23 protein-coding genes are annotated in these 20,813 nt (G+C 65.7%); 14 read left to right on the forward strand and 9 right to left on the reverse strand.

Translation table 11 applies throughout. The features are described from left to right. Nucleotides 1-505, forward strand: a 505-nt coding sequence (locus Mam01_RS24610) for a DinB family protein (RefSeq protein ID WP_307820119.1), incomplete at its 5' end; no start/stop codon positions are given. A 17-nt stretch (nucleotides 506-522) separates the two neighbouring features. Here the strand turns inward: Mam01_RS24610 and Mam01_RS24615 are convergent. Both Mam01_RS24615 and Mam01_RS24620 read right to left on the reverse strand, forming a co-directional pair. Further along, nucleotides 523-741, reverse strand: a complete 219-nt coding sequence (locus tag Mam01_RS24615) for a hypothetical protein (protein ID WP_204287585.1) — start codon at nucleotides 739-741, stop codon at nucleotides 523-525. A gap of 70 nt (nucleotides 742-811) precedes the next feature. Then, nucleotides 812-976 (reverse strand): hypothetical protein, encoded by a 165-nt coding sequence (locus Mam01_RS24620; RefSeq protein ID WP_167521428.1) that lies wholly within the window; start codon nucleotides 974-976, stop codon nucleotides 812-814. 225 nt (nucleotides 977-1,201) lie between these two features. On the opposite strand from Mam01_RS24620, the gene Mam01_RS24625 reads away from it, so the two are divergent. The 5 genes from Mam01_RS24625 (at nucleotide 1,202) to Mam01_RS24645 (ending at nucleotide 5,471) form a co-directional block, all read left to right on the forward strand. Further along, nucleotides 1,202-2,464: a helix-turn-helix domain-containing protein gene (locus Mam01_RS24625; RefSeq protein ID WP_204287586.1), complete on the forward strand. Its 1,263-nt coding sequence runs from the start codon at nucleotides 1,202-1,204 to the stop codon at nucleotides 2,462-2,464. Nucleotides 2,465-2,489: 25 nt separating this feature from the next. After that, a complete protein-coding gene (locus Mam01_RS24630) occupies nucleotides 2,490-2,798 on the forward strand; it encodes a 4a-hydroxytetrahydrobiopterin dehydratase (RefSeq protein ID WP_204287587.1) in 309 nt (102 codons plus the stop codon). A gap of 135 nt (nucleotides 2,799-2,933) precedes the next feature. Continuing rightward, nucleotides 2,934-4,193 (forward strand): helix-turn-helix domain-containing protein, encoded by a 1,260-nt coding sequence (locus Mam01_RS24635; RefSeq protein ID WP_204287588.1) that lies wholly within the window; start codon nucleotides 2,934-2,936, stop codon nucleotides 4,191-4,193. A 44-nt stretch (nucleotides 4,194-4,237) separates the two neighbouring features. Next, a complete protein-coding gene (locus Mam01_RS24640) occupies nucleotides 4,238-4,843 on the forward strand; it encodes a 2'-5' RNA ligase family protein (RefSeq protein ID WP_204287589.1) in 606 nt (201 codons plus the stop codon). 106 nt (nucleotides 4,844-4,949) lie between these two features. Then, the gene (locus Mam01_RS24645) at nucleotides 4,950-5,471 is read left to right on the forward strand and encodes a very short patch repair endonuclease (RefSeq protein ID WP_275409075.1); all 522 of its coding nucleotides are present in this window, start codon (nucleotides 4,950-4,952) and stop codon (nucleotides 5,469-5,471) included. 76 nt (nucleotides 5,472-5,547) lie between these two features. Here Mam01_RS24645 and Mam01_RS24650 read toward each other — a convergent pair whose 3' ends face one another. The 4 genes from Mam01_RS24650 to Mam01_RS24665 all read right to left on the reverse strand — a co-directional run bounded on the left by Mam01_RS24650 (nucleotide 5,548) and on the right by Mam01_RS24665 (nucleotide 10,924). After that, nucleotides 5,548-6,729: a DNA cytosine methyltransferase gene (locus Mam01_RS24650; protein ID WP_204287590.1), complete on the reverse strand. Its 1,182-nt coding sequence runs from the start codon at nucleotides 6,727-6,729 to the stop codon at nucleotides 5,548-5,550. 273 nt (nucleotides 6,730-7,002) lie between these two features. Further along, nucleotides 7,003-8,694 carry a DEAD/DEAH box helicase gene (locus Mam01_RS24655; RefSeq protein WP_239101579.1) on the reverse strand — a complete coding sequence of 564 codons (1,692 nt, stop codon included), beginning with the start codon at nucleotides 8,692-8,694 and terminating at the stop codon, nucleotides 7,003-7,005. 116 nt (nucleotides 8,695-8,810) lie between these two features. Further along, a complete protein-coding gene (locus Mam01_RS24660) occupies nucleotides 8,811-10,235 on the reverse strand; it encodes a ParB N-terminal domain-containing protein (RefSeq protein WP_239101580.1) in 1,425 nt (474 codons plus the stop codon). 50 nt (nucleotides 10,236-10,285) lie between these two features. Beyond that, nucleotides 10,286-10,924, reverse strand: a complete 639-nt coding sequence (locus Mam01_RS24665; RefSeq protein WP_204287592.1) for a KpnI family restriction enzyme N-terminal domain-containing protein — start codon at nucleotides 10,922-10,924, stop codon at nucleotides 10,286-10,288. A 433-nt stretch (nucleotides 10,925-11,357) separates the two neighbouring features. On the opposite strand from Mam01_RS24665, the gene Mam01_RS24670 reads away from it, so the two are divergent. From Mam01_RS24670 to Mam01_RS24700, 7 genes are all read left to right on the forward strand, one after another. Next, nucleotides 11,358-12,104, forward strand: coding sequence for a helix-turn-helix domain-containing protein (locus tag Mam01_RS24670; RefSeq protein ID WP_204287593.1), 747 nt, complete (start codon nucleotides 11,358-11,360; stop codon nucleotides 12,102-12,104). A 73-nt stretch (nucleotides 12,105-12,177) separates the two neighbouring features. Beyond that, the gene (locus Mam01_RS24675) at nucleotides 12,178-12,480 is read left to right on the forward strand and encodes a hypothetical protein (protein ID WP_204287594.1); all 303 of its coding nucleotides are present in this window, start codon (nucleotides 12,178-12,180) and stop codon (nucleotides 12,478-12,480) included. A 215-nt stretch (nucleotides 12,481-12,695) separates the two neighbouring features. Continuing rightward, nucleotides 12,696-13,346: an NUDIX hydrolase gene (locus Mam01_RS24680; protein WP_275409076.1), complete on the forward strand. Its 651-nt coding sequence runs from the start codon at nucleotides 12,696-12,698 to the stop codon at nucleotides 13,344-13,346. Then, entirely contained in the window at nucleotides 13,343-14,446 is a 1,104-nt protein-coding gene (locus tag Mam01_RS24685) for a methyltransferase domain-containing protein (protein WP_239101581.1), read from the forward strand. Before Mam01_RS24680 ends, Mam01_RS24685 begins: the two co-directional genes overlap by 4 nt. Nucleotides 14,447-14,594: 148 nt before the next feature. Then, nucleotides 14,595-15,314, forward strand: a complete 720-nt coding sequence (locus tag Mam01_RS24690; RefSeq protein ID WP_204287595.1) for a hypothetical protein — start codon at nucleotides 14,595-14,597, stop codon at nucleotides 15,312-15,314. Beyond that, entirely contained in the window at nucleotides 15,311-15,988 is a 678-nt protein-coding gene (locus Mam01_RS24695; RefSeq protein ID WP_204287596.1) for a DUF4166 domain-containing protein, read from the forward strand. The genes Mam01_RS24690 and Mam01_RS24695 overlap by 4 nt, the downstream gene beginning before the upstream one ends. Nucleotides 15,989-15,998: 10 nt before the next feature. Continuing rightward, nucleotides 15,999-16,634 (forward strand): TetR family transcriptional regulator, encoded by a 636-nt coding sequence (locus tag Mam01_RS24700; RefSeq protein WP_204287597.1) that lies wholly within the window; start codon nucleotides 15,999-16,001, stop codon nucleotides 16,632-16,634. 121 nt (nucleotides 16,635-16,755) lie between these two features. Here Mam01_RS24700 and Mam01_RS24705 read toward each other — a convergent pair whose 3' ends face one another. Continuing rightward, nucleotides 16,756-17,718 carry an NAD(P)-dependent alcohol dehydrogenase gene (locus Mam01_RS24705; protein WP_204287598.1) on the reverse strand — a complete coding sequence of 321 codons (963 nt, stop codon included), beginning with the start codon at nucleotides 17,716-17,718 and terminating at the stop codon, nucleotides 16,756-16,758. A 102-nt stretch (nucleotides 17,719-17,820) separates the two neighbouring features. Between Mam01_RS24705 and Mam01_RS24710 the strand changes: the two genes are divergently transcribed. Then, nucleotides 17,821-18,498 carry a TetR/AcrR family transcriptional regulator gene (locus Mam01_RS24710; protein WP_204287599.1) on the forward strand — a complete coding sequence of 226 codons (678 nt, stop codon included), beginning with the start codon at nucleotides 17,821-17,823 and terminating at the stop codon, nucleotides 18,496-18,498. Between the two features lie 72 nt (nucleotides 18,499-18,570). Here the strand turns inward: Mam01_RS24710 and Mam01_RS24715 are convergent, their stop codons facing one another. Both Mam01_RS24715 and Mam01_RS24720 read right to left on the reverse strand, forming a co-directional pair. Then, nucleotides 18,571-20,169 (reverse strand): hypothetical protein, encoded by a 1,599-nt coding sequence (locus Mam01_RS24715; protein ID WP_204287600.1) that lies wholly within the window; start codon nucleotides 20,167-20,169, stop codon nucleotides 18,571-18,573. Further along, nucleotides 20,166-20,597 carry a hypothetical protein gene (locus Mam01_RS24720; RefSeq protein ID WP_204287601.1) on the reverse strand — a complete coding sequence of 144 codons (432 nt, stop codon included), beginning with the start codon at nucleotides 20,595-20,597 and terminating at the stop codon, nucleotides 20,166-20,168. The genes Mam01_RS24715 and Mam01_RS24720 overlap by 4 nt, the downstream gene beginning before the upstream one ends. Between the last annotated feature and the right edge of the window lie 216 nt (nucleotides 20,598-20,813).

Consider the following 20,813-nt stretch of genomic DNA (forward strand, 5'->3'; position numbering starts at 1 on the left):
GCGGCACGGGCTGAATCCCCGGCCTTCAGGCCGGGGAGCGCGTCAACTGAACTGGAAGCGGCGGCACGTCCTCGACATCCTGGACGGCCTGGACGAGGCAGACCTCCGGCGGCCCGTTCTTCCGTCCGCCTGGACCCCGGCCGGGCTCGTCCGCCATCTCGCCATCGACGTCGAGCGCTTTTGGTTCAGCGCCGTCTTCGGCGGTGACCCTGACGCGGTGGCCTCGCTCGCCACCCCGGCGGACGCATGGCAGGTGCCCGGCGACAGGCCCGCCTCGGAGGTGTTCGCCCTCTATCGCGAGGAGATCGCGCGCGCCGACGAGGTGATCGCCTCCAGCGCTCCGGACCAGGCGCCGCGCTGGTGGCCGGACTACCGAGACGACCAGCCGCCAAGCGACCTGCGTGAGGCGATCCTCCACGTCCTCGTCGAGACGGCGACCCACGCCGGCCACCTCGACGCGGTCCGCGAACTGATCGACGGCAAGCAGTTCCTCGTCCTGGACTGATCGGCCCCGCGAGGGTCTTATCGAGCGCGGCCGAGCAGCAGTTCCATCCACAGCGGGCGCATCCGCGCGTACGGCAGGCGTTCGGTCTCCCGGATCTTCAACGGGCCGTCGCTCCGGTCCGTTCGGCGGACGAACAGCAGCCCGCCGGAGGCGCACAGTTCGTACGCCACCGGCGAGCAGTCGTCGCAGGTGTGGGCGACGATCCGGACAGAGACACTGCGCCGGGTCTCACCCATCCACCGGATTACGACGTGGCCAGGTTGCTCGGGAGCAATGTGCAACCCCGGACAGGCGTCCAGGAGTTCGTCACCCGGCCGACGCAATGTCGGCCAGGCTCTCCTGCTCGGCGATGACCCGGCAGAGCTCGGTCAGGTCGTCGCCGTCGACCGTCCGGGCGGCGCCCGCCGCCTCGGCCGCCGGGGAGAACGGCCGCTCACGGGTCGCCCAGAATCGTCCGCGGTCACTCGTCATCAACCGCCAGCCTCCGGCTGACGCGGTGGTTCTCCTGTCTGCCACGGCTCTGACCTCGATTCCTGGTCGGGGGCCCTCGTACGGCGTGCCGCCGTCCGGCGGGCCCGAAATCTTTTACGCTTCACCTGCCATGACAGCGCTGCGTAACCTCCCCGGCACAGGTGCGGATGAGGGAAACTGAGGGCCGGCAAGGATCACCCCCGGATCCGAGCAGAGGTGCGTTCGATGAGCGATGACCTTCCCGCGTGGGCCGTACGGCTGCGAGCCGAGCGGCGCAACCGGTTGTGGAGTCAGCGTGAGATGGCCCGCCGTCTGGTGGAGGCCGCCGACGAGGACACCCGGCCGCGGTTGTCCTCCCGGGAGACGATGGTGCGCCGCATCAAGGCGTACGAGGCCGGGCACAACCGGCCCGGCGATCCCTACCGCGTCCTGTACGCCCGAGCCTTCGGCTTCACCGAGGCCGACCTGTTCGGCGAGAACCGTGGTTCCCGTGTAGCCGGCGAAGGTTGCGGCGTCGCGGGGTCGCGTCAGTGTGTCGCGGCGCGATACGACATTCCCATGGACCCGGCAGACGCCGACGTATCCCATCACGGTCCCGTAGCCCCGGAGGTCGTCATGTACTTCCTCGAACAGCTTCCCGGCCACTACAAGGCGGACATGTGGCTCGGCCCCCGCCACCTCATCCCGACCGTCGCGACGCAGGCGGAGCTCATCAGGGAACTCGCACAAGCCGCCGACGCGCCCGTACGCCGCGGACTCCTGGGCGCCGGCGTCGCGTATGCGGCACTGCTCGGCTGGCTCTACCAGGACGCCGGTGACCTGGGTCGTGCCCGAGCCTGGCGGGCCGTCGCCCTCGACATGGCGCATCGTTCGCAGGACCCGCAGCTCATCAGCTACGCGCTCACGAACAAGGCGATGCTCGCGGTCGATCTCGACGACGGGCGTATGGTCGTGGACTACACGGAAGCGGCCCTGGCCGACGAGGCCAAGCTGTGCCCGAAGGTACGGATCCTTGCGCTGGTTCACCAGGCGCACGGACACTCGATGCTGCCCGCCAGGGACAGGGATCTCGTCGACCGGTTGCTGGACCGGGCGGCGGTGCTCGTCGACCGCGTAGACGACGAATATCCCTGGGGCAACGCCTGCCGTCGCACTCTCGGATACATCGACGTCCAGCGAGCGACCGCGTATGTGCGGCTGGGAGCGTATCGAGAGGCCGTCGCCCTGTGGGATCGGATTCTCGGCACCGCTCCGGAATCGGCGCGTCGCGACAACGGCGTCTTCTGGGCGCGTCAGGCCGCCGCTCTGGCCGCCGTCCCCGAACCGGAACGCGTCGTCCAGATCACCTCAGCCGCCGCGTCCGTCGTCGGTGGGACCGGGTCGGCCAGGTTGCGCAAGGAGATCAAGGCCGTCTCGCGGCACGCGACCGCTTGGGCCAGCACTGGTCCCGGCCGCGAACTGGCCGCTATCGTCGCCCGGTTCGCCTGACCTCGTTGAATCTGGAGACGCCGGAATGCCCCCCGAGCCGCTGTCAGAAGAGGAGATTGCCGCTCACTTGAGCGAGTCGCCCGGATGGGAGCGCCAGGGCGAGACCATCGCCCGAACGTTTACGCACACCTACCACGAGTGCGTTCACCTGGCGATGTACGTCGCCGCCAAGGCCCGAGAGATCGGCCACCACCCCGACATCCACATCACGTGGCAGCGCATCCGCTTTGTGATCACCACCCACGACGTCGGCAACCGCCTGACCACCAAGGACTTCGAACTCGCCAACCACATCGACGCAATCGCTGCTGGCCATGGCGCTAAGCCTGCATGAGCCCGATCTACTGCCTGTCACTGAGGAAGCTGACCATTCTCCGGGAGACCCACCGCAGCCCTGGCGAGCGCCCCTGACAGAGGCGGACACCAGGGGAGTTGAGGGTCACCGCGGATCCGAGCAGAGGTGCGTTCGATGAGCGATGACCTTCCCGCGTGGGCCGTACGGCTGCGGGCCGAGCGGCGCAACCGGTTGTGGAGTCAGCGTGAGATGGCCCGCCGTCTGGTGGAGGCCGCCGACGAGGACACGCGTCCGCGGTTGTCCTCCCGGGAGACGATGGTGCGCCGCATCAAGGCGTACGAGGCCGGGCACAACCGGCCCGGCGATCCCTACCGCGTCCTGTACGCCCGAGCCTTCGCGCTCTCCGAGACCGAGTTGTTCGGAGAGTCGGTCGCTGCGGTCGATAGCTCGCCGTCTGGAAGCGACGTGATCGATCTCGTCGCCTGGGTCGAGCAGACCAACGCGGGCGATGGTGCCATCAGCATGCTCGCGGAGGAGGCGCAGCACGTCGGCGAAACCCATGCCCACATTCCTCCTCAACGCGTGCTTTCTGATGTTGTCCGCCTTGAGCGGCACACCCGCGCGCTGCTGTGTGGTGGCAGGCAGAGGCTTCGTCAGACGCGCGAACTGTTCCGCATTGAGGCCGATCTCCTGGCGCACACCTGCATCCTCCTCGGGGATCTGCACCGGAACGCTGCGGCCATGACTCACGGTACGGCCGCCGTCGTGTGTGCCGAGGAAGCAGGCACGAGCCCGGCCGTCGCGCTGAGCGCACAGGCGAAGACCGAACGGTGGCGGCGTCGCTTCGCCGCCTCGGCTGACCTCGCACGGCAAGGGTACGAGTGCAGCCCGCCGACCCCGCTGCGGGTACTGCTCGCGAGTCAGGAGGCCAATGCGGCGGGCCTGCTTGGGGACCGGACGCGGGCACGGGAGGCCCTTCGGCGTGCCGAAGAAGCCGCCCAGGGCCAGCAGGCCCGGGACTCCGGCGTATCGCCATGGTCGTGCCCCCGCCCACGGCAGGCGTTGTACGCGCTCTCGGTGGCTCTCCAGGCCGGCAATCCTGAGGAAGCTCTCCATGCGGCTCGCACGGCGGAGTCGGCCTGGGCCTCCGGGGATCAATGCGTACCCGCCACTTGGGCACAGATCAGGTTCGGAGCTGCCAACGCCTACGCGATGATGGGCGACCTCCACGGCGCCGCCGAGCAGATCGCGCCCGTGATGGGTATGCCGCCGGAGTTCCGCATGTCCACGGTGACGAACTACCTGGTGGAGTTGGACGCGCGGCTTGATGACCGGCGCTTCCTCGGCTCAGGCGTCACAGTCTCCCTCCGGGAGCAGATCCGTGACTTCACTTCCGCAGCTATGTCGGCGGTCGGCTCCGGGGACGACTCTTGAGCCCCCTGCCGAGGTTCATGGCCGACCGCTGGGGGAGACGGGAGATGCTCCCTCCCGGGAAGGGGCGGATCTACTGGCACGTCCTGTTCCGCGACAACCCTCAGGTCCGGGTGATAGTGAGCGAGGCCCATCGACGGCTGGCCGGGATAGACGGGCTTGATCTGGTGCCATACGAATGGCTGCACCTGACAACCCTCGTCGTCGGCCTGACGGACGAGATAACGGACGGGCAGCTCACCAGCCTGGTCGCCGAGGCCCGGAAGCTCCTGGCGGACGTGCAGCCCGTCACGGTGACGCTCGGCCACGTGCTCTATCACCCCGAGGCCATCGCATTGGAGGCCCGCCCTGCGGAGGCCCTGGCGCCGATGCTTGACGCCGCACGGTCCGCGACGCGCAACGCGACCGGCCGTGATGGTGCCCTGGGCACCGATCCCTGGACACCTCACGTCACCATCGCCTACAGCAGCGCAGAACAGCCCGCCGCCCCCGTCATCGCAGCTCTTGGCCGTCACCTGCCGGACTGCAAGGTGACGATCGACCGCATGAGCTTGGTCGTCCAAGACGGCCCCGAATACCTCTGGGCTTGGCGTCCGCTGGCTGAGGTGCTGTTCGACAGCCCCAGCCCACAAGATCGAACACGGGGTAGATGACCGATTGCCCTCCTGCTGTTGAAGAGCCTTGAGTTATCACGCACAAGGTCGGCAGCGGTATCTTCTAGGGAGACGTCGGCATCTATATCTTCGTATCGGACTTGATGTGTCTGAACTCAAGCGAGAACTAGCCCGCGATGCGGCTCACGAAAAGGGTCTCTATCCCGCTCCCCTAAGCGAGGGGCGCTCACGTAACATGCGTGCGAACCGGCGTGTCAATACGAAGCCCGAGATGGCACTGCGCAGCGCGCTCCACCGGCTCGGTTACCGTTACCGGAAAGATCTTCGTATTGATGCGGGAAACGTGAAAGTCCGTCCGGACATCGTCTTCACAGCACGCAAGGTTGCGGTTTTTGTTGACGGCTGTTTTTGGCACGTGTGCCCTGAGCACGGGCGCCAGCCGACGACAAATGAATGGTACTGGGCGCCTAAGCTGCGCCGGAATATAGATCGTGACCAGAGGGTCAATGCTGCTTTATCGGATGCAGGATGGCAGGTCGTCCGTCTCTGGGAGCACGAGTCTCTATCGGCAGCCGTAGAAGTAGTGATTGCGGCGCTGCGTTCCCGCGCGAGGATGACGGGGGAAGTGCAGGATTCGGAGAGGCTGAAAAGCGGCCCGAACGGCTAAGCACTGCACACGGAGTATAGAGAAATAATAGGAGATTTGAAGAAATGGCATAGCCATATGTCGGGGCCATTGGGGGCTACGCAGGCGCGAGCTCCTTGGCCGCAACATCGTCAAGTGACACTTGGACACCTTGATCCTGCCGCTCAGGAGAAGAGTTCTGCTCGTGACGCAGGGGTTCTTCGCCATGATCGGCTCGCCATAGCGCGTCCATGATCGCCCTTCCCATCGCCTCAGCTACAGGGGGCGGAAAAGCGTTGCCTACCTGCCGGTAGGCTGCGGTTTTCCCTCCGGCGAACTCCCAATCTTCTGGGAAGCCTTGGATAATTGCGGCCTGCCTCACCGTGAGCTTGATGCCACGGTCCCCAAACAGGTCTCGATCCTGGTTCCTCAAAGGCTCGTCCGCCACTCCATGAGCATCTATGCCCAGCGCCTCCCAAGCTTTCTTCGCTCGTGAAGGGCCGAGGTCTGCGCCGCCGTGTTTCTTGGAACCGCCTACGAGCGTAGGAGCAATTGTCCCTTGCCTAGCCTTTGACAGCCACCAATCGTAACGCTCCTGACCTTTTGCTCCGAAGGGCTCCAGGCGTCGCCACATAGACTCCTTGAGCGCGTCCGCTACTACAACCACAGTACCGGGATCTCCCTGAGGGAGTCTTTGCGGGAAGTATAGGCGGTAAGGATGCTGAAGGGCGATGAGAATCGCTCTGGGCCGGAGTTGAGGGACCCCGTAATTTCGGGCTTCGACTACAGCCCAGTCGCAGACCAGATAGCCAAGATCCTTGAGTCGTTTCTGGATAGAAGCTCGATAAACAGCAAACTTCTCTCTCGGCTCCAGCAATCCGCGCACATTCTCGATCATCACTGCCCGCGGTTGGAGCGCTTCTACCATATCGAGCATTGCTGGAAACAGATCACGCTCATCATCTTGTCCGAGCTGTCTTCCAGCTAGGGAGAAGGGAGGACATGGGACCCCGCCGGCGAGCAGGTCAATCTCCCCCGGCCGAAGCCCCAGATCTTCGATACTATGTTGATCGTCCTGTTTTTTGGGATGCTTGGTAAATTTTTTCAAATCCCAATTCAAGACTTGACACTCGGTGCGCCCTTGAAGCTTGTCTTTGTTCTGCTCTAAAGTTGCGCAGGCATGCTTATCGATCTCGATGAGTGCTTTGTGGCGGAATCCTGCATTGTGCAAGCCTAAGGCTTGGCCGCCGGCGCCGGCGCAGATCTCAACCGACGTGTACTCCCGGCCATGCTCCGGCATGCGTACCCTCCCCCAGCGCTGCCCCAGCAGTACTAGATGCAGGCACCGCAGGGGCACAGGCGCCGACCCGAACCGATCGAACAAGCGAACGATCACTATATACCGAGGTTCGGGTCGGCTTCATCAGGAGGCCCTGAAATCCCATCTGTTTCGTCGGCTTCAACGGGGCCACGCGCCGACACATGCTGCGGCGCCTCCCCGGCAGGGGAGGCGTACCGTCTCGCCAGGGGGTCAGGCTCTCTTGTCACACGCGCCAGGTCGAGGTTACCTCCCCTAACCGTTGCCGATGTGGCCGAGCAGCGCTCGGACGTCGGCCATATCCATGCCGCCTGCGAGGGAAGGCTCTTCCTGCAGATCGGCCAGCTGCTGGACATCCGGATCGTCGAGCACCCTAGCCATGAACTCGAGTTTCTCCTCCAGCCTGAGGGCGACGATCTCGTCCACGGTTCCCCTGGCGGCGAGGACGGTGATGCGCGTCTCGGCGTCTGGTGACAGTCCGAGACGGTGGATTCGGTCGAGGCTCTGCAAGAAGCGGCCAGCCATGAAGTCTCGGTCGATGTAGACCGCATCGTTGCAGACCTGATGCAGACTGATGCCCTCCCCAAGGGTGGCTGGGTTGGAGAGCAGGACCATGCAGTCCGGATCTTCCCGAAACCGGCGAAGCTGTTCTTCGCGGTCCTGCGTGCCGCCATGCACTAAAGCTACGCCGTAATGGTCAAGCAGCCGCTCGAGAGTAGCCAAGCTGCGCAGGAATGATGACCACACCAGAGTCTTCCTGCCGGCAGCGGCGTTTTCCGCGACTATGGCTAGAGCTTCCTGATACTTGGGAGATAACTCGTAGCGAGGCAAGTTGCGTAGCAACTCGTACAGAGAGTCGCCTGGCGACACTTCGAGAGGCGGAATCTCGTAGGACAAGGGCTCGTAGCGCCTGGCGCCCTCAACCAGCAGTGCCGGGCTGATCGCCGCCATGAGCAGCCGCAGCAAAGCCCTGCCGAGCACCTCAAAATCGTCCCGCACCAGTTCTGCCCGGGCCGAATAGCGTCCAATCAGAGCGTCGTATATCTCCCTGTGAAGGGGCGGTAGGTCCACGAGTCGAATCCTGGACTCAACTGGAGGAAGCCCAAGCTCCTGTTTTGTCGTCCGGGTGAACAAGGGGCGTAGAACAGTGCTGGCGCGGGCAAGGTTACCACCGGCCACTGCTTCCGTTACGACCCGTCGGCCCTGACCGGGCCATACAAAGGACAGCAGATTCTCGAGGTCTCGCGCTCCGTTCGGTGCCGGAGTACCGGTAAGAATAAGGCGGCGTCGAGCTAGAGGGCCTAGCGCCAAGCATGCCGAGCCGTATATACCTCGCGCTCCCAGCTTCATACGGTGGGCCTCGTCCAGAATCATCATGGACGGGGCAGTTTTAAGCCAGTTGGCGAGTCCAACTAGCGATTTGTCCAGCCGCTCATAATTAACAACCAGCACCTCGGCACTAGGGTCAATGGACCCATCGACAATTCGTGTCCGCAGTGGCTCCTTGAAGCAAATTGAGCCCTCGTAGGTCCAGGACTCGAAGGCTGACTTCGGGCTGACAACCAGCACCCGCTGGACTACGCCCCGCTGGCGTTCTGCTGCGTATACCGCCAGGGCCACCCTGGTCTTCCCTGCCCCCGGAACACTGAAGTTGGCGCCGTGCCGTAGGGACAGCAGGCGTGCTAGGTCGCGGCGTTGAAAGTTCGCCAGAGGTGCGTTCCAGTCCGTACCCAAGAGAAGCTCGACTTCGTCCGACCGGACCTCTATCGCAGCTTCGTTTTTTTCGATTCGTTGCTCGGCGGCTTCTGCGTCGTCAAGGACGCTATTGACCAGATCGGCCAAAGGTTCGTCCCATACAACGTCTCCGGCTGCTAACCAGTTACCGAGCTCGCTGATGCCGACGAGGAAACCATCGAGTTCGACTTCAGCTAGAAGCGTGCCTCGCATACTGCCACCCGGAAAACGGGCTATAAGTTGAGCAAGCGCCTCTTGATGCTCGGGTATGGTTTGTAGTACTGCCTTGGTTCGGGTTACGTCGAAGTCGATTCTCAGAGAAGCCTGAGTCATGATGATTGCGACTCCCAATCAACGGCGTCAAGGAGCCACGAAAGGCCGTCTCCGCGGACCCTGATGCTGCGAGCTGCCTCTACGGCCAGTTTCCCTAGTGCAGTTCGCAGTCGCACTATTGCCTCATCAAGGCCTTCCTCATCAAGGCTGTTGGAAGCGCGAGCCATAACTAGGTCTGTGATGCATTGCTCTATGTCATCACAAGCATCGTTAATCCTATCCGGCGCTGCCTGCATTCGTTTACGTAGGCGAGAGTCCTTGCCTGCTGAAGCTAGGGCCAAGTCGAATGCGCTCTCGGCACTTGAAAGGAGCGTAGATGCCTCGGAAAGAACGGCTGTCGGCACCCTCTCGCCGAGTGTTTCAGTCACCTTGGCCCGTAGCAGTGTGTCAGTGAGTGCTCTCGCCGCTACTAACTCTGATCCTGCGGATTTAACAGTCCGGTTGAGTCCAGGAATCTTGGTAGTCGTTGGCTCTGTCCCTGCCTGAGACTTAAGGTCGTCTGGCAGACGACGATCGAGGTACCTTTCTCGGAAGTTGGGCTCAATCAGACGAATGTCGGTCTTGGAAAAGCCCAAAACGATTGCTGCCAGCCGATTCTCTTTCAATAGGTCGGCATGCTCTTTGTTGGCAGCCGATTCCTTCTCGTACCGCCGGTGGAGTTCGCGAAGTTTCTCTTGGGCGTCCTCGAAGTCCATCAGTCGCAGTCGACTCTCTGCTTGGCGGCTACGAGCGATCATTTCGCGTAGAGTGTTCAAGATCCAAATGTCCTGTTCGCAGGTTGGAGTCTTGATGCGAAACTCTCTAGCAATTTCAGCGATGGGACGGCCTAGGGCTAACTGTTCCTCGATAGCCAGGAGTCGATTGATATAGGAGTAATCGCGTTTGTGCTCTTTGCGTAGCTGTAGGGAGAGCTCTACTGCGCTTACATCTGGCCAGGTGCATGATTGGGGGAGAACCCCGACCCTAATGTACGCGACACCCAGTTCTTTCAGTGCGGCACGACGGGTGTTTCCGTTGACTAGAACACCGTCATGGGTGATGAGGCCGGGATCGGTTTGCTTGAATTCTCGCAGGCTGTCCTTGAGGACCTCGAAGTCGGGATCGCGTTTACTGGGATCAGCCGGCAGTGACTTGAGGAGATAGTCAAGGTAACTTTGGCTTATGTGGCTCCATGGATCTTCCGTAAGGGTTTGATCTCGCGCCGGGTCAAAGCTCCGCTGCGCGCGGATGCGGTGGGTGTCAGGGTTGTAGTAAGTCATTTCGACGGGGACGTCAATAACCTCACAGTGTGTGGGTTGCCCCCGCCAGTCGATAGTTACGGTCGGCCGAGTTCCACCATTTTCCCTAGCCTCCTTTAGCTGCTGGGCGATGAGCGCACGCATCTTCTCTGCATGCGGTGGGGCGCCGTAGTCGGGCCGCATTACTTCTCCTTCTGTCTCTATCTTGATTGCTTTTTAGACCATGCGGACGGTTAATCGTTGAGTGCACCCTGTACTTTGGCTCGCGACGCGGCCGGCAAGGTTCTGTATGTCGCCCAGATGGTCTCCAGCTCACTAAACGCTCGTTTGTCTGTGGAGATCCAGTCCGCAAGAATGTCACGTTCGAACTTGGAGAGATGGTTGATGCGGCCCAGGATCGCCTCAAGATCTACAGTTACGTCCCGTCCGCCGACTCGGCACCGGTTGCACTCCGTAACCAGCTCAATCGCCGTGGATCCGTCCGGGTTGCGAACCTGCCGACGTGCAACGTCGAGCTGGGCCGTCTCGTAGGTCCCATCGTCATAGGGCTGCCCACCGGATATGCCGCAGGAACGGCACAGGTAGCTGTCTCTAGCGAGGAGTTCACGACGTTGAACGGCGGTGATCGTGATGGCCTTCTTCGTCGCCTTGCCCGGTTCCCAGACGGGAACCCCCATGGCCGAGAACCGCTGCTCGTTCGCTTCCAGTCTCAAGTCCTCACGATATGTGTCGATCTTCCAGCCGAAGTCCCGCAGGTCGCGCATACGCCGGTCAATCTGTGTGACGCCTGGGAATGCCTCTCTCAGCTGATCTTTTGTGAAGCTGTTACCCTCCCCGACAACCTGCACTAGCCACAAGGCGGCTCTCTTCATGGTTCCGAGGTTCTCGTCTCGCCATGACGGCTGCTGCATCACAGATTGATACCTCTCTATGCGCTGCTGGTACGGAGTGCTAGCAACCGCTGACTGTCAACGGCCGCTGTGTGTCATTCCTATGTATACGACTCTATCCGCCTGCGGAAGTCGTTCTGCGTTGTTGCGGCCAAGTGCGGAGACCTTGTCGCGATGTTGCGTATATGCGCGGAGGTCACGCGCGCGATGTTGCGCTAAAGTGCGGATACCAGGGGTAGGGGGTTTTGTCGCCACATGTACGGCTTTGGTACGTAAAGGCTGATTTGTATGATTAGCGATGGTCGATGGGATGAGGCAAGCTTCGGAGGAACATGCTCAAAGAGCAAAACATCCACCTCTGCGAGAGGGGATCATCTTGCCTCCACTGGGACAGATGCCCGGTAAGCTTCGAGATGTGTCGCCCGCCAAGCGGCAGTTCGCGTTGATGCTGCGTGAGCTGCGGGAACGCGTCAAGGATGTCTCCGTAGAAGAGCTCGCAGGGCGAATCCATGTCCGCCGTTCCTCGCTCTCCGGGTACCTGCTTGCGAATCGCCTACCCGACCTCGAGATCGCCCGGAGCCTCTATGACGAGGTCCACAAGCAGGTGGCCCTGGAAAGCGGCTCGATGCCTTTCAGCAGGGAGCAGCTAGAGAGCGCCCACAGAGCGGCGCAGGTGAGACTGTGCAACTCCTGTCCTGCGCGAACTGCGGGGAGTGTGCAGTGCTCTGAGGGCGCACCGGCGGGCAGTCCTAAGCCGGCTGCTGCGGACAGCCGAGGGGAAGGGGAGCCGCAGATTGATCCGTCCATCGGTGCTGTAGTCGCCCAGGACAATCTGCCGGTCCCGTATCCCGAGGGGGACCGGCAACCCGATGCGGCCGTCCCTTGGGCTGCCACTTCCGAGTTGCTTGGTCAACTAGAAGGGGGCAGGGCAGGCGACGCTCGAATCATCTTGCTGCACGTCGGCACGCGTCTCGCGATCGAGGAGATACCTGCTGCGGTTGACTCCTGCCGGGCCGTTGGACTCAACGATGCCGCAAACGCGATTCTGAACTACGCAGCGTCTCGCGCTTCCAAGGATGTGCTGCATCTCGCGCGGTTACTTGTCTCCGCCGGCCGGCAATCTGATGCTGAAACACTGCTCAAGGCCGCAGCAACCGATTGATCCTGTCAAATCTGACCGTGCTCGCTCAGATGCTCGCCGGGAATGGACGAATGGGCGGGTTACGCCCGCCACCGTGGCGGGGCTCCGCTTCTGGGTCGCGGAGGTCGAGCAGGTGCTTGTCCGGGTGCTGGCCGGAGTTCGTGGACGTCGCCGGCTCGCCCAGGCCACCGAGGCGGCCTTCGTTGGCCTGGAACTGTACGAGGGGTCGACGAGGACGGCGCGAAGCGCGCGTCCGACGATGCCGACGAGCCTGGAGCAGTTCGCTGGCTTGATCGTGGTGTTGCTGACGGCGTCGATTGGGGAGCATCCTGACCGGGAGCACCAAGTGTGTGCGGCCCGTTACTGTGCGCGTCGCTCGGGCTCGATGCTCTCATGATCCATGTCCGGCCCTCACCTCAGGAGGACTGACGCGATGCCCCGCCCGGCGTTGTTGCGAGTTCTCATCCAGGAGCGCCACTGGGACAACTGGGCGGTGTTCTGCAACCGCTTCAAGGAAGCGGCGCGCGTGCTCGCTCACGGAACCGGCACTCCTCAACTCGCGCGCACCGCGGAGTGCGGCCGGTGAGTCACGCCGGGCCTGGACGAGTGACCTTGGACGCGGCGATCACTGATGCTCGCCTCGCTGTGCTGGAGTTCGACGACGCCCAGGCCTGGGTGGATCGGGCCCGTCACGGGCAAATGGAGCCCCTCGCGGCGGAAGTCTGGGTGACCGATTCTTCCCTCAAGCATGTTCTGCTTGTGAGACATCGCTGGCGGGGATGGGTGCCTCCCGGAGGCAAGGTCGAGCCGGGGGAGACGCCCCGAGCCGCCGCGTCCCGTGAGCTCGCCGAGGAGACCGGCCTGCGGGCCGAGCTGCTGCCGGTACCGGCAGCAGTGTCCGTACGTTCCTATCGTGCGGACTGGTCGCCGACGCTGGGCCTGTCGTACGTCGCGATCACCGACCGACACGTACCCCTCCGAGGGCAAACCGGGCAGCCGCCGAAGTGGTTCGAGCTCGGCGACGAGTGGGAGAGCGTCTTCCCCGAGGACCGCGACCGCATCCAGATGTACGTACGCCGCCTGCCGGCCGAGCGCTCCGGACAGGCAGACGACCTGGTTCCCCTGAACGAAGGAGTTCACAGCATGGCGAAGCATGAGGGGCAGAAGCCGTCGAGCACGCCCTTCACACCCGAGAAGCCCACCCCTGACGAAGACCGCCCCAACACCGGCGGTGGTCAGCACGAGAAGCCCCAGGGCAAGTGACGGACAACGGGCGTCTGATCGCGCAGCTACAGGGCCTCGACTCGCGATGGGCGGAGGCCATGCGGGAGGTGCCGCGTCACCTCTTCATCCCTGACCGGGCGTGGTGCTCTCCTGATGACGAGCCGGGATATCTGATCGACCGGATCGCCGACCCGGACAGGTGGATGGACGCCGTCTACTCGAACACGGCGATCGTCACCCAGCTTGACGACGGGACGACCGACCTGAGCGCGGGAAGCGGGGACTACACCTCGTCATGCTCCATGCCCAGCATCGTCGCGGCGGCCCTGGACTTGCTTGATCCCTACGACGGCGACGAGGTCCTGGAGATCGGTACGGGAACCGGGTGGACGGCGGGCCTGCTGGCCCATCGCCTCGGCGACGGAAACGTCACCAGTGTCGAGATAGATAGGGCCGTCCTCGCCGCAGCGACCGAGAGTCTCAAGAACGCCGGGCATCTTCCCCGGCTCGTACTGGGCGATGGGAGCGCCGGGTGGCCGGATGGCAAGCCCTATGACCGGGTCCACGTCACCTGCGGCGTCGATGAGGTGCCCCATGCCTGGGTCGAGCAGACGCGTCCGGCGGGCCTGATCGTTTTCCCTTGGATGCCTCGGTGGGAGGCCGGTCACCTGACCAGGTTGACCGTGGCCGGGGACGGCACGGCCGTGGGGAGGTTCCACCGGGGCTGTTCCTTCATGATGCTGCGGTCGCAACGGCGGCGCGTACCCGTGCTGGCGGGCGACTACCGGGAGTCGTCAACCTACCTGGACCCCCGCCGGATCGTACGCTCCTCGGTCGGTGCCGATGTGGCGGTCGCGGGCATGATTCCCGACCTCAACGGCCGGCACGCCGACGAGGACAACGGCGACTTCCACCTGTGGCTGTGGGCGGACGACTCCGATGCTCAGGTGCACTACTCGCCTGAGTACAAGCGTGTGGCCGTTCTTCAGAGGGGGCCGCGTGATCTCTGGAACGAACTTGAGGCCGCGTACCTGCGGTGGGTCTCCTCCGGTTCCCCGGGCCGTGACCGCTTCGGGCTGACCGTCACGCCGGAGGGTCAACACGTCTGGCTCGACTCCCCGGCGAACGTGATCGGGTAGGCGCCTTCAAAGCTGGGCCCAGCGGCATGGCCGACGACTCCGCCGCCTTCCCGCCGGCACCGGGCCTCCCGACCTGGAAACTTGAGCGATTGCTCAAATCGGCCTACTCTCAATTTTGAGCGAGTGCTCAAAACTGTGGAGGTGGCTTGTGGGTCGCTTCGTGTACGTCGAGTGCCTGGTCCGGGCGGACATGGGTGCTCTCTGGGAGCTGACGCAGGCTCCTGACCAGCATCAACGGTGGGATCTGCGGTTCACCGAGATCGACTACCTGCAGCGCGCCGACGGCGAACCGCAGTGGTTCCGGTACGCCATCAGGCTGCTCCCCGGCCTTGTCATCACCGGTGCCGGCGTCACGGCGGGGGACCGCCTCGACCCGGACGACAGGACGTCCGCGCTGCGGTTCGCCTCTGCGCATCCGCTGTCGCCGATCCGCTCGGGCTCCGGCTATTGGCGATACGTCCAGACCCCTGACGGTGTCCGCTTCCTCACCCGGTACGGCTACCGCCCCGGCTGGGGACGGGCCGTGGACCTCGTCTTCCGGCCGCTCATCGGCTGGGCGACGGCATGGTCCTTCGACCGGCTCCGCCTCTGGCTGGAGACCGGAAAAACACCCGAGCGCTCCCTGTGGCAGGCCCTCGCCGAGGTGTGCGTACGCGTGCTCGTCACCGCCACGGCCGCAGCATTGGCCCCGTCCGCGGCCGCCGTACTGGTCGCGGCGCTGGCGGTCCTCCTGCCGCCGCTGCCCGGAACCCCCGCCGCCCGGCGCTGCCTACGCCGCCCAACAAGCCACCCAACCAGGCGCCCAACCTGCCGCCAGCCCGAACCGCGAGCGGCAAAAGCCCCGCTGCCCGAACTGGAGACGCGATGACCTCGATCTTCGAACGTACCCTCGGCGCCGACTTCGCCCGCCTGCATCCGCAGTTACGCCGTCGCTTCGGCGTCAGCGTGACCGGCGGCCGGGCCTGCGTCGGCACCGGAACGATGGACCACATCTGGCACGCCGCGTTCACCCGGCCGTTCCTCGCCCTCGGCACCTGGCGCAACATCCTGGTCCCCGAGAAGGGCCGGCGGGTGCCGTTCACCATCGAGAACTATCCGTACGTCGACTCCCACGGCCGCGAGACCGTCACGTTCGTCCGCACCTTCGACCTACCCCGCCGTCGTCGGCGGTTCGACGCCACGATGGTGTACGACCACGAGCGGCGCGGCATCGTCGACTATCTCGGCTCGCACCAGCATCTTGCGGTTGACCTGGACATGGAGGTGGACGAGCACGGGGGCCTCGTCATCCGGTCCGGCGAGTTCCGCCTGCACGAGGGGCTCGTCTCCTGCCGCCTCCCCGATTCCATGACCGGGACCGCCGTCGTCAGGGAGTCGTACGACGACGACGCCGGGCTGTTCCGCGTCGGCGTCACCGTCTCCAACGCCAAGCTCGGCCCGCTGTTCGGTTACTGGGGGACGTTCCGGGCGCGCTACGTCGACGTCGTTGAGCACGGCGTACCCGCTACCGTGAAGCCGCGGCGCGAAGAGGCACGCCGCTGAGGGAGTGACGATGGGCGACACCCGCACGAGGCTGCTCGAAGGAGCGCTGCGGACCCTGCGTACGCAGGGCATCGCGGGCGCCTCCGCGCGGGCCGTCGCCACCGCCGCCGGGGTCAACCAGGCGCTCGTCTTCTACCACTTCGGCACCGTCGACGACCTCCTCGCCGCGGCCCTGCGGTACGGCTCGGAGCAGCGGGTGGCGGTCTACCGTGACCGGTTCGCGGCGGTGACCTCGTTACGCGAACTACTCGACCTGGGCCGCTCGCTGCACGCCGAGGAGCGCGAGGCGGGGAACCTCGCCGTGCTCGCCCAGATGCTCGCGGGCAGCCAGATGGACGGCAGACTCGCCCCCGCCACCGCGGCCGGCCTCGGCATGTGGGTCACCGAGATCGAAGAGGTGCTCCTGAGGGTGCTGACCGGCACGCCGCTCGCCGAGTTCGTGGATGTCGCCGGGCTCGCCCGCGCCACCGCCGCCGCCTTCGTCGGCCTCGAACTGTACGAGGGGGTCGACGAGGACGGCGCGAAGCGCGCGTTCGACAGCCTGGAGCAGCTCGCCGGCCTGGTCGCGGCGCTGGACGACATGGGCCCGCTGGTCCGCCGTACGGTCCGGGCCCGGCTCCGCAAAGCCAACTCCACCGAGAAGTGAGTCAGTGCAGCGGCACCCGCCTGCCCGCCACCATCTCGCGCCGTAGCCGGGGTCGGCGGCGCGCTGCGGCGGGCCGGACGGCCGCCTCCGGCCGGGCTCCTGACCCGTCTCGGAACCGCCTTCAGTCGACCCTGACGACGTACTTGCCTCGAACCCCGCCTGCCTCCAGCGCCCGGTGTGCCGCCGCTGTCTCCTCCAAGGGGAAGCACGTGTCCACCGCAGGGCGCAGTCTCCCCTCCGCCACCTCGCGCGCGAGGTCGTCGAAGAGCGCCCGTTTGGGGTTGCCGCTGAAGAAGCGCACCCGGCCGCGTCCGTGTACGGCGCTGGCGGCGATGTAGCCGAGTGAGGCGGCAAGCCGTGTCAGGTCGAAGGCGATGGTGACCATGCGCCCGCCGGGCGTCAGCAGGCGCCGGAAGGCCCGCAGGTCGGTGCCCGCGGTGTCGAGGACCACGTCGAACAGGCCCAGGTCACTCGGCGAGACGCTCCGGTGGTCGGTGGCGTGGTGAGCGCCGAGCGTACGGACGAAGTCGAGGTTGGCGGCGCGGGCCAGGGCCGTGACCTCGGCACCGTACGCCTGTCCGAGCTGGACGGCGGCGTTGCCGACGCCACCCGCGGCGCCCCGTACGAGCAGTCGTTCGCCGGGACGCAGCCTGGCCTTGTCGCGCAGCGCCGTGATGGCCGTGGTCGCCACCGGCAGCGCGGCGGCTTCCACCAGATCAAGTCCGTCCGGGACCCGGCCGATCCGCTCGGTGCGGACTGTCACGTATTCGGCGGCGCTGCCGAGTTCGGTGCGGCCCACGAGGCCCCACACCCGGTCGCCGACCGCGACGCCCGTCGCGCCGGCGCCGAGCGCGGCGACCTCGCCGGTGAAATCCACACCGACGCGTTGCGGGAACTTCCGTCCCATCAAGAGACGGAGGCTGCCGGAACGGACCGCCAGTTCGCCGCCGTTGACGCTGAACGCGCGCACCCGCACGAGCACCTCGCCCGGCGCCGGTTCGGGGCGTGGCACCCGGCCCACGTACAGCACCTCGGGGCCGCCGAAGCGGTCGAAAAGCACGGCTCTCATTGTGCGGTCGTCCATCGTTCTCACCTTCGTCGGCAGTACCGTGCGGGGGATACGGCCCCGAGCGTAGGCTCACAAGTGGACGACACCGTCCACTTGACCCGGAAGTGAGAGGCACTGGTGGAGGAACCCTCTCGGATCGACGGCCCGGGGTTGCGGGCCGACGCCAGGCGCAACCGGGGACGCATCCTCGTCGCCGCCCGCGCGGTCTTCGCCGAGCGCGGGATCGACGCGCCCATGGCGACCGTGGCCCGGAGGGCCGGGGTCGGCGTAGCGACGCTGTACCGGCGTTTTCCGACCCGGCAATCCCTGGTGCGGGCCGCCTTCGCGCAGCAGATGGAGACCTGCGCCCGGGTGCTCACCGAGGCGCTGGCCGACCCCGACCCCTGGCGGGGCTTCCAGCGGCTGTTCGAGACGGTCTGCGAGCTTCAGCGGGAGGAACAGGGCTTCCCGGCCGCGTTCGTCGCCGCTTTCCCGGACAGCGCGGCGGAACACGCGCAGGCCCGGGAAGGGACCGAGCGGGATCTCATGACCCTGGTCCGCAGAGCCCAGGCAGTGGGCGCGCTGCGGGCCGATTTCCATCCTTCCGACCTGGTCGTCGCTCTGTTGTCCCACTGTGGTCTGGTCACCGCGCTGCCACATGACAATGCCGCGTCCCGGCGTCTGGTGGCGTATCTGCTCCAGTCATTCCGCGCCGAGGCGGCTCGCGGGGCCCTGCCTCCGCCGAGCGCTCTGTCGCTGCGCGATCTCCCGCTCGCGGCCGGCGATTCGCAGAGACAGCGGCCCCCCAGGGCCTGACGCGAGAGTGGACGCCGCCCGGTGTCCGCGCTACCGCACGCAGAGCGCGGACAGCGTCGCGCTGCGCGGTGCCTACTCGTCCTTTTCGCTGTGGTCGAGGCCGGTGAACTGGCGCATGAACGCGCGGTAGGCGTCGGCCCGGACTTTGGCGGACGGCGATCGAACACCTTCGGCGATGTGCTGGGGGATGTCGCCGGCGCCGGCCCGCCTCGACCGGTGGTCCCGCAGTCGTTCCCGGTGATCGTCCGCCCAGTCGTGGATCGCCCCGATGCGGGCGAAATGAAACGCCGCGCCCAGCAACGGCATGAGGAGAATCGTCGTCAGGATGTCGCCGACGTCGTTGAGGAGCACCCCGAAAACCAGCACGAAACCGACCACCGAGCCGGCCCTGAACAGACCCCTCCGAGTTCTTTCGCGGTCGGCCCTGGCCTCCTCGGCCCACTCGCGCACACGCTGCAGCGGAGGCTGGTACGCCGCGCCCAGCCGTAGGACCTTTGGCAGCCAGCCCGCGTACGCCGCCAGGGTCAGCGCGACGAGATACCAGGACAGCGTCGCGGCGATGTCCGCCCGGATCCAGCCCCACATGATCCAGGGCACCGGGATCGTGGCCGCGCCCCAGGCCCCGAGCCACAGCGTCGCGCGGACGACCGCCTCCAGCCGGGCGGCGGGCGAGAGTCGCGAACTCTCGTAGTCGGCCCACTGCCGCTGCCGCAGAGCGGAGGCGGAGTCGAGCGCGGTCCGTATCCGCTGGTTCTGCCGGTCGGCTTCCGCCTGCCGGCGCCGCTGTTCCGCCTGGGCCGCGGCGAAGGCGGCGAAGTCGGCGCGCACGAGCCATCCGACAGGGGTGTCCGGGCCGCCGTCCCGCGCCCGCAACCAGTCGTACCACTCGATCTCACCGGTGGGGGGTGGCGTCACGCTCTCGCGGCCGGCGCGCAACCACGTCCTGGCCTCCGGGTACGGCAGAAGGGCCGCCAGCAGCAGCCCGCGCGCCCCGTTCGCGGCCCATTCCCGGGCTTCGGGCGGCAGCCCGGGAACCTGAGCGGCCAACCGCTGCCACGAACCCCAGACCTCGTCCCAGGCCTGCTGCGTTCCGCGCAGCGCGCGCAGCCGGCTGAACCGCGACAGGGCGTCCAGCAGGCCGCCCTCGCAGAGGTCGCGGTAGAACTCCCATTCGGGGCCGCTTTCTTCCAGACGGCCGATCCGGCAGGCCTCGGAAAGCGACTCCGGGGTCACGACCGTTCCCCGCCAGACGGGTTCTCCCTCCGGGTCGAGCCAGCCCAGCAGGTGAAGCACTTTCAGGTCGGCCGGGAGGGCGTCGTCCCGGAGCCGATGGTCGATGAGTTCTATCTGAGCGGTCAGGTCGTCGGCGGTGAGGCCGCCGAGATCGCGCAGCCAGGCGAGAAGACCGAGCCAGCCGTCGGAGGGCGCGCCGGTCGCGGCCGCGCCCTCGAAGAACTGACGCCTCGCGGCGGCCCAGTCGCGGCGGATGACGGCGGCGAGTTCTTCCCGGGTCGACAGCGTCGCACCCGCGAGGACCAGCGGGCGGCGATGCGGCGTCGCCTGGTGGATGTGATTGATCTGGACGTTGCGGTCCCCGAGCTGGAAGGGAGCCGGGCCGTGGAAGATGTTTCCCGATACTCCGTCTCCGCCTGATTCGGAGTCGCGGCTCATGCCCTCGGCCCGAAGTGGTTGTCCTGACGGTTGTGGTCGCCGACCTGGAATGCGGCCGGTCCGTGGAAGACGTTCCCCGACACTCCCCCCACCGATGCCTGACGAGCCTGGTCGGCGATGTCGTTCAGTTCGCGGGCGACCCGTTCGCGTTCGGCCTCGCCGAGACTCTCCAGCAACATCTCGAATCGGGCCGTCCAGGACGCCTCCTGCCGGGCCCGTGTCAGCGCCGCCTCCCCGGGGGTGAGCGAGGCGAGCTCCGTCGCGGTCTGATCGAGCCGCAGCAGTTCCGCCTGTTCTCGGTCGGGATCGTCGCGGCTGAGCACCTTTGCCGCTCGCTGCCGCACGCTCACCCACATATCCGTGCCCGCGGCCTGCACCACCGCGGTTCCGCCCGCCGCGGCCACCGCTACCAGCCATTCGACCAGCATTATCGGCCTCCTCACACGTTTTCCTGACACTGTATAACTGGCCATGGGGAGGTCGCCGGGTGTCCCGACAGGGATATCGATCAGGCAAACGAGGTCGCCTGGGGCGATTACGCCGGAATTGTCGGCTACGTGTCCGTCATCGACGATTCGCGGCCCGCGCTCCGCGACCACCGACAGGTTTTGTCGTGGATTTGCCGCGCTCAATTGACGCGCTGG

Source organism: Microbispora amethystogenes (assembly GCF_016863015.1).
Lineage (GTDB): Bacteria > Actinomycetota > Actinomycetes > Streptosporangiales > Streptosporangiaceae > Microbispora > Microbispora amethystogenes.

Coding starts and splice junctions, on each gene's coding strand:
- Mam01_RS24615 (WP_204287585.1), bottom strand. CDS start 741: ATGGGTGAGACCCGGCGCAGTGTCTCTGTCCGGATCGTCGCCCACACC.
- Mam01_RS24620 (WP_167521428.1), bottom strand. CDS start 976: ATGACGAGTGACCGCGGACGATTCTGGGCGACCCGTGAGCGGCCGTTC.
- Mam01_RS24625 (WP_204287586.1), top strand. CDS start 1,202: ATGAGCGATGACCTTCCCGCGTGGGCCGTACGGCTGCGAGCCGAGCGG.
- Mam01_RS24630 (WP_204287587.1), top strand. CDS start 2,490: ATGCCCCCCGAGCCGCTGTCAGAAGAGGAGATTGCCGCTCACTTGAGC.
- Mam01_RS24635 (WP_204287588.1), top strand. CDS start 2,934: ATGAGCGATGACCTTCCCGCGTGGGCCGTACGGCTGCGGGCCGAGCGG.
- Mam01_RS24640 (WP_204287589.1), top strand. CDS start 4,238: ATGCTCCCTCCCGGGAAGGGGCGGATCTACTGGCACGTCCTGTTCCGC.
- Mam01_RS24650 (WP_204287590.1), bottom strand. CDS start 6,729: ATGCCGGAGCATGGCCGGGAGTACACGTCGGTTGAGATCTGCGCCGGC.
- Mam01_RS24655 (WP_239101579.1), bottom strand. CDS start 8,694: ATGCGAGGCACGCTTCTAGCTGAAGTCGAACTCGATGGTTTCCTCGTC.
- Mam01_RS24660 (WP_239101580.1), bottom strand. CDS start 10,235: ATGCGGCCCGACTACGGCGCCCCACCGCATGCAGAGAAGATGCGTGCG.
- Mam01_RS24665 (WP_204287592.1), bottom strand. CDS start 10,924: ATGAAGAGAGCCGCCTTGTGGCTAGTGCAGGTTGTCGGGGAGGGTAAC.
- Mam01_RS24695 (WP_204287596.1), top strand. CDS start 15,311: ATGACCTCGATCTTCGAACGTACCCTCGGCGCCGACTTCGCCCGCCTG.
- Mam01_RS24700 (WP_204287597.1), top strand. CDS start 15,999: ATGGGCGACACCCGCACGAGGCTGCTCGAAGGAGCGCTGCGGACCCTG.
- Mam01_RS24705 (WP_204287598.1), bottom strand. CDS start 17,718: ATGGACGACCGCACAATGAGAGCCGTGCTTTTCGACCGCTTCGGCGGC.
- Mam01_RS24715 (WP_204287600.1), bottom strand. CDS start 20,169: ATGAGCCGCGACTCCGAATCAGGCGGAGACGGAGTATCGGGAAACATC.
- Mam01_RS24720 (WP_204287601.1), bottom strand. CDS start 20,597: ATGCTGGTCGAATGGCTGGTAGCGGTGGCCGCGGCGGGCGGAACCGCG.